A 6,435-nucleotide genomic window follows, 5' to 3' on the forward strand; every position below is an offset into this window, starting at 1 on the left:
GGGCGTTAAGGGGAGCTGGTCGGCTTCAGATTTGGCCCCGTGTTCGATGGTCCGGCGTCCGGATGGGCGCCGAGGGCGACGAGGGTGTCGATGCCGAGTTTGTCGGCGGCGAGGTCGCAGAAGGCCTCGAATCGGGTCGTCGCGGTGGCCTTGTCGTATCGGGAGGTGGGATCGTCGATGTCGGTGGCCTCGGCCAGCGCGGTCAGATACCGCTGGGCCGTGCACAAGTCGCCGTCGGCCTCGATCACGGTGGAGTCGCGCAGGTCGTGCCGGCAGAACGGACGCACCTTCCGGTCGGTGCTGTCCCGGGGACACCGTTGGGGACAGTGCCATGGCGGGCCGTGGCTGCCGAGCCAGGTGGTGTCGGAGAAGGGCACCTGCCCGCAACCGGGACATCGGGTCTGCAACCGCAGCCGGTGCCGCAGGCATATCGGGAGCAACGGGTGCGCCCATTGCATCTGCCAGATGCAGTCTGGGTCCGCGAGACACCGTGGACAGAATCGGGACCCGGTGAATCGGTGCCGGATCCCGCGGCGGTGCGCAAGGTACCGGCCGAGGGAGGCCTCGACCGGCCCGCCGCACAATGCCGGCGACAGCGCCCGTGGCGGGAGGCCGAGACACCAGGTGATCTCCCGCGAGCACTCGGCGACCTGGTCCAGAACACGGTCGACGGTGGCGGGCCGGGAAGTGAAGCCGAACTCCCGCAACAACTGCGCCGGAGACAGCTGGTACCGGGAGGCCAGCGCATAGCGGTCAGCAGCCGGCGCCCGTCCCGAAGGCGGATCCATCACCGGTGTCGATCGCCTTTGGCTGACGGACCAGATGGCAGGGTCTCGCACACCCCGGACTAGGCATCTGAGCGCGTGAAGCGTGTGAAGTCCAGCGTGATCGAGGACGCACGATCAATCCCGATCTCTGGGCACTACTACTTCCCTGGCGTCTACTACTTCCCTGGCGTCATCGCAGCCGCCAGAGTGGCGATTGGTGCAACGCGACCTACCACCACCCTGGAATCAATGATCGTGGGCCAATCCATGTTCCACGCTCAAACGATGATCTGGTCGCAACGCGTCACCCCACCTGACGCCAAAGAGTTGGGAGCAATCGCGCACGGTCCGACGCTGCTGGCACGAGTGGATGGGGTGACCGTGGGGCTGCGGTCGATTGTGGCCTACATATCGGGACTTGATCTCGCGGTTGTCGTGGTAGCCACAGGTGTCCACGCCGACGCACTACAACGCCAGCACACGGCGCCGGCGATCTTCGACCCCGAAACCGGTAGGCGCCGGCCCGGCGAGACGCATGGACGACCCCTACGGCTGAGAGCTCTTGAGGACTCCGTTCTCCAGCCCATTCGGCACAGAGACGGCGAGGGATTCCAAAACTCCGAGATGTACCAGCGCGAGTACCTCTTTGAGCTGACACCCCCACCCGATACCGAGGATCTGCCCCTGATCGCAGAGTGGCCAGAGATCGGCCTCGGACCTGTCACTACACACCTGAAGCTGCCTCCGCCCGCCGAACTCGCGGCAGCGATCATCCCACTGCCTTAGCCGGTGAAGGATCCGCTTACGGTCATCGATCCATAACCGGTGACAACGAGTCGTCTATCGCATCTGTCTGATTGATCAGATGGTGTTTCAGCTGATTGCGGGGCTGGGTCCGTCCGCCTGTGGGCGGTGGGTGTGCTGGAGTTCGGTGTTGATGCGCCGGGCCTCGGCGAGTTGGTCTTCGAGGATCATGATGCGGCACGCGGATTCGAGTGCGGTGCCCTGGTCGATCAGTTCGCGGGCTCGGGCGGCGATGCGGAGCTGGTATCGGGAGTAGCGGCGGTGGCCGCCCTCGGAGCGTCCGGGGGTGAGGAGTTTCGCCGCGTCGAGGCTGCGGAGGAATGCTTGTGTGACGCCGAGGATCTCGGCGGCGTGGCCCGTGCTGTAGGCCGGGTAGTCCTCGTCGTCGAACTTCCCGGCCGGGCTGTGGTCGGGCGAATCTTCCTGAATGGTGTGTCCCCTTTCCAACGGACAGGGCCCCCGGCGCCGTGAGGCGCCGGGGGCCGGTTTCGTTTCCTTATTCACTGCACTACTTCATTCACTGCACTTCTTCCGGCTGCCGGGCTCGTCGTGCCGCCCGGCAGCCGACCGGAAAAGCCGGGGCCTTACACACTCACATCAACCCTTGCCCCGGCACATCCCTGTCTTGCGGTACTGCTCTGCGGGCAGTTCATTCCTCCCGCACCTCGTGAACTCTTTCCTTGCGACGAGAGGAACTCTACAACAACGGAACCTCAATGTCTACACTCGCCGCTACAGAAATTCTGGAGTCGGTTGACCACCCATTATGTCCGCGCCAGGGGCGCGTCGGCTCCGTCGACGTCGCCGGGGCGGTGGCCCGACGGGTCGGCTCTCGTTGATCGACGACCGCGCGAGGTCGGGAATCGCAGCAGGAGTCGAGATGTCCGCCTCCTCGGATCGGGTGCGGTCGTCCCCATCCGGTCGTCGGGGTTCCGTGAGCTTCGGATCCGCGCGCAAGTGAGACCCGACTCCGCTGAGTCCTCCAGCCGTGTCCGGGGACCCATCTGCGGGACTCCCGCAGCCGTGAGGTGTCAGATTCCGGCACGAGCGCGAAGCGCCGTCAACAACCCCCGGCGCTTACCCGTGACCGGATCGATCTGCGGGCGCGGGTCGGTGAACCTGCGTTCCGACGCCGTCTCGGGCGCGTCGTCGGCGGTGGCGGTGAGGAACCTGTTCGGCAGCGCCAGCTTGGCGATGGTCCGCCACGACTGGAAGTACTGCACCGGCAGCGAACCCGTGGTGTAGGGCAGATCGTACTTCTGAGCCAGGGCCTACACCCGCACGGAAATCTCCCGCAGCCGGTTGCTCGGCAGGTCCGGGAACAGGTGATGCTCGATCTGGTAGCAGAGGTTGCCGCTCATGAACTCCATGACCGGGTCCGCCACGAAGTTCGCGCTACCCAGCATCTGCCGCAGGTACCACTGGCCGCGCGTCTCGTTCTCGAGGTCCTCCGTCGTGAACTTCTCGGCGCCGTCCGGGAAATGACCGCAGAAGATCACGGCATTCGTCCACACGTTGCGGATCATGTTCGCCGTCAGGTTCGCGGTGAAGGTCGTCAGGAACGCCGGACCGGTGAGCGCCGGATAGACCAGATAATCCTTGCGCACCTGGCGGCCGACCTTCCCGGCCACCTCGCGGCACCTGCGCCCGAACTCCACACGATCGCCACCGCCCACAGCGATCTTCCCGAGCTCGAGGTGCTGCAGGGCAATGCCGTACTCGAAGAACAACTGCAGCACCAGGTTGTAGACCGGATTGCCGACGCTCAACGGCGTCCACCGCTGATCACGGGGGGACGAGGCACCGATGCTGCTGCCCGTCCCACCGGTCTACGACGTGCCGATCTTCAAACAGGTCAAGGTGCACCGCGACTTCCACGCCGAGGTCGCCAAGGCACTGTATTCGATACCGGGACAGTGGATCGGGTCCACCCTCGAGGTGCGGGCGGACAGTGCGCTGGTGAAGTTCTACGTCCGCGGAAACCTGGTGAAGGTGCATCCCCGCCAGCCCGCCGGTGGGCGCAGCACCGACCCGGAGGACCTGCCCACCGAGAAGGTCGGATACGCGATGCGGGATCTGGACCGGCTGATCGCCACCTGCGCCGGGCACGGCCACTGCGTCGGGATCTACGCCGAAAGATTGCTCGACGATCCGCTGCCCTGGATCGTCGATGCGGGCGGTCTACCGGCTGCTCGGACTGGTCCGCCGCTACGGGCCCGGCCCGGTCGAAGCGGCGTGCAGCACAGCCTTGGATCTGGATGTGGTGTCGGTGAGCAAGATCGCCTCGATGCTCGAACGCGCCACCGAGACCACCGCACCGCTGCTCCCGGCCGCCGGGTCGGCGGCCCCGTCCCGGTTCACCCGCGACCCCGCCGAGTTCGCCACCGACCGGACCACCCCTGCCACCACTGGGACCACCGTCGCCACTACCGGGACCGGCGTTGCCACCGAGAGGACCACCCCTGCCACTGCCGGGACCGGGGTTGCCACCGAGAGGACCGGGCATCTGACGGTGATCGCCGGCGGCAACACCGACACGAAGGAGCCACGATGACCACCCCACCCGCACCCATTTCCGGCCCGGCCGATCCGATCGGCGCCGACCTGATCGCCCTTCTCAAGGCCCTCAAGCTCGGCGCCCTCAAGGACACCCTGCCCGAGCGACTGGCCCTGGCCCGCCAGCACCAACTCAGCCACGTCGCGTTCCTGGAACTGCTCCTCGCCGACGAGGTGTCCCGGCGGGAATCACGCTCGGCCACTTTGCGGTCGGCGAAGGCCGGTCTGGATCAGTCGATGCGGATCGACACCTGGAACGCCCTCGACGACCTCCGTTACGACCGATCCCTGCTCTCGGATCTGGTGTCGCTGCGGTTCGCCGAGGCCGGCCACTCGGTCCTTGTTCTGGGACCGGTCGGGGTCGGAAAGACGCACCTGGCAACCGCCCTCGGGCACGTGGCGATCCGGCGACGGATGACGGTGCTCTGCGCCCGCGCGGACAAGCTGTTCGCCCGTCTGCGCGCCGCCCGGCTCGACAACTCGGTCGAGGCGGAGATGCGGCGCATCGCCACCGTCGATCTCCTGGTCCTCGACGATTTTGCGCTGCGGCCCCTGGACGCCACCGAGACCAACGACTTCTACGAGTTGGTCGTGGAGCGCCACCGCCGCAAGCCGACGATCGTCTCCTCAAATAGGTCCCCAGATGAGTTGCTGTCGATGACCACCGATGCCCTGCTCGCGCAGTCGGCGATCGACCGGCTCACCTCCTCGGCGCACACCCTCGTCATCGAGGGCCCGTCCTACCGGCAACGCACCCGTCCCGGGCGTGGCGTGGTTGACAGTTCAGAAGGCGAGGTCGATGCTCGATGACACCTTCGGGTGGTCCCATGCTCGTGGCAACGAGGTGGTCCCATCACCCTGGCAAGCGACACTTTGGGGCTGGGGCCGCTTTCAGGATTCCGGGGCCATGACCAGGGGCTATGCGAAGACCCCTGTTACACCACTCGGTGGGACACCATCCAGGCCCTCAAGTCGGCCGCGTCCGCCTTCAGTTTTCCGCAACGCCGACCACCGACGCCCACGCACACGGCGCGCGACCATACGCCGAGCCCGCAGGCACCTCCTCACGGTCAACTGTCGAGAACCGGATGCCCGGGCACTTGCCGCTTAGAAACCGATCGGTGTATCGTGGTGGAAACCGATCGGTTTCAAGGGTCTCATGGCCCACGGGCATCGGCGCAGCGTCAGTCGGTCGGTGCCGTTGACCGCCAAGCCGATGCAGAGATCAGTCCCGAACGCGCCGCGCCCGGCGCGTGCTGATCGCGTGCGTACTCAACCTCGGAGTCAAAACCATGCCTGCTCATGCCACCTCCACCATCTTCGTCATCGGCGGCACAGGGGCTCAAGGAATACCCATCGTTCGCGCCCTCGTCGCCGACAAGAAGTACTCCGTCCGGGTCCTCACCCGGGATGCCACCTCCCCCCGGGCCCAGGCTCTCCTCGCGCTCGGCAACGTATCCATCCTCGAAGGGTCATTTGCCGACGAGGACGTGCTGCGCGAAGGATTTCGCGGCTGTGACGGGGCGTTCATTAACATCGACGGGTTCAACACCGGCGAGAAGACCGAGACCTACTGGGCCATCCGCAATTATGAGATAGCGATCGAAGAAAGAATCAAGTTCTTCGTCTATGGAAACCTCGACTACGCCCTGAAGAAATCAGGCTACGACTCCAAATTCCGCACCGGCCACTATGACGGCAAGGGCCGCATGGCCGAATGGGTGCTGTTCCAGAACGAAAAGAACAGGGACCGGATGGGAGCAGCGGTCTTCACGTCAGGTCCCTACATCGAGATGGTCATCTCACCGCTCACGCCCATGACGCCCACCATCGAGGACGGTGTCGTCACGTGGCGAGTCCCGCTCGGCGAGGGAGCTGTTCCGCATGTGGCTCTCGAAGACTGCGGATTCTATGTCCGCTGGCTCTTCGACCATCCGGAACGGGCCAATGGCATGGACCTCGAAGTCGCCATCGAGCACATGACCTACACCGCTATGGCTGCAGCATTCGAGAAGGTCACCGGGCATCCGGCCCAGTACATCGACACTGATCTGGACACATACTGGAACAGTCCGGACCTGAGGGGAATTGCTGATCACCCTGCCGGGTACAACGCCGATCCCAACGACAAGAGCACCATGAGCTTCCGCGACAATTTCACGGGCTTCTGGAATGTGTGGAAGCACGGAATCATCACCAGGGACTACGCTCTGCCCCTCTCTGTCAACCTGGTCTGAGACACAATCTGTGTCTGTAATCAGTGAGGTTTTGAGGGCGAGTTCGGAGTAGGAAGCATTGAGTAGCGAAG

General features: G+C 65.1%; 5 protein-coding genes and 3 pseudogenes. 5 read left to right on the forward strand and 3 right to left on the reverse strand.

Features of this window, described 5'->3' with window-relative positions:
• Positions 1-5: 5 nt before the first annotated feature.
• Positions 6-788: a TniQ family protein gene (locus ACFVJ3_RS46265; protein ID WP_378458470.1), complete on the reverse strand. Its 783-nt coding sequence runs from the start codon at positions 786-788 to the stop codon at positions 6-8.
• Between the two features lie 75 nt (positions 789-863).
• Here ACFVJ3_RS46265 and ACFVJ3_RS46270 point away from each other — a divergent pair, with 75 nt between their 5' ends.
• Positions 864-1,553: a hypothetical protein gene (locus ACFVJ3_RS46270; RefSeq protein ID WP_378458466.1), complete on the forward strand. Its 690-nt coding sequence runs from the start codon at positions 864-866 to the stop codon at positions 1,551-1,553.
• Positions 1,554-1,640: 87 nt separating this feature from the next.
• Here ACFVJ3_RS46270 and ACFVJ3_RS46275 read toward each other — a convergent pair whose 3' ends face one another.
• Together ACFVJ3_RS46275 and ACFVJ3_RS46280 are read right to left on the reverse strand one after the other, a co-directional pair.
• Positions 1,641-2,075: a MerR family transcriptional regulator gene (locus ACFVJ3_RS46275; RefSeq protein WP_378458467.1), complete on the reverse strand. Its 435-nt coding sequence runs from the start codon at positions 2,073-2,075 to the stop codon at positions 1,641-1,643.
• A 527-nt stretch (positions 2,076-2,602) separates the two neighbouring features.
• Positions 2,603-3,361, reverse strand: a pseudogene (locus ACFVJ3_RS46280) (fatty acid desaturase family protein); the annotation flags it as partial.
• 16 nt (positions 3,362-3,377) lie between these two features.
• Here ACFVJ3_RS46280 and ACFVJ3_RS46285 point away from each other — a divergent pair.
• The 4 genes and pseudogenes from ACFVJ3_RS46285 to ACFVJ3_RS46300 all read left to right on the forward strand — a co-directional run.
• Positions 3,378-3,524: pseudogene (locus ACFVJ3_RS46285) on the forward strand (hypothetical protein); the annotation flags it as partial.
• A gap of 217 nt (positions 3,525-3,741) precedes the next feature.
• Complete coding sequence (locus tag ACFVJ3_RS46290) at positions 3,742-4,125, forward strand: transposase (protein ID WP_378458471.1); 384 nt, start codon at positions 3,742-3,744, stop codon at positions 4,123-4,125.
• Positions 4,122-4,937, forward strand: a complete 816-nt coding sequence (locus tag ACFVJ3_RS46295; RefSeq protein WP_378458472.1) for an ATP-binding protein — start codon at positions 4,122-4,124, stop codon at positions 4,935-4,937. Before ACFVJ3_RS46290 ends, ACFVJ3_RS46295 begins: the two co-directional genes overlap by 4 nt.
• A gap of 482 nt (positions 4,938-5,419) precedes the next feature.
• A pseudogene (locus tag ACFVJ3_RS46300) lies at positions 5,420-6,340 on the forward strand (NmrA family NAD(P)-binding protein); the annotation flags it as partial.
• Positions 6,341-6,435: the final 95 nt, after the last annotated feature.

This window comes from Rhodococcus sp. NPDC127593 (assembly GCF_042671975.1).
Taxonomy (GTDB): domain Bacteria; phylum Actinomycetota; class Actinomycetes; order Mycobacteriales; family Mycobacteriaceae; genus Rhodococcus_F.

Bases quoted from the DNA above. Each gene is read 5' to 3' on its own strand.
- ACFVJ3_RS46265 (WP_378458470.1), bottom strand. From the start codon at position 788: ATGGATCCGCCTTCGGGACGGGCGCCGGCTGCTGACCGCTATGCGCTG.
- ACFVJ3_RS46290 (WP_378458471.1), top strand. From the start codon at position 3,742: ATGCGGGCGGTCTACCGGCTGCTCGGACTGGTCCGCCGCTACGGGCCC.
- ACFVJ3_RS46295 (WP_378458472.1), top strand. From the start codon at position 4,122: ATGACCACCCCACCCGCACCCATTTCCGGCCCGGCCGATCCGATCGGC.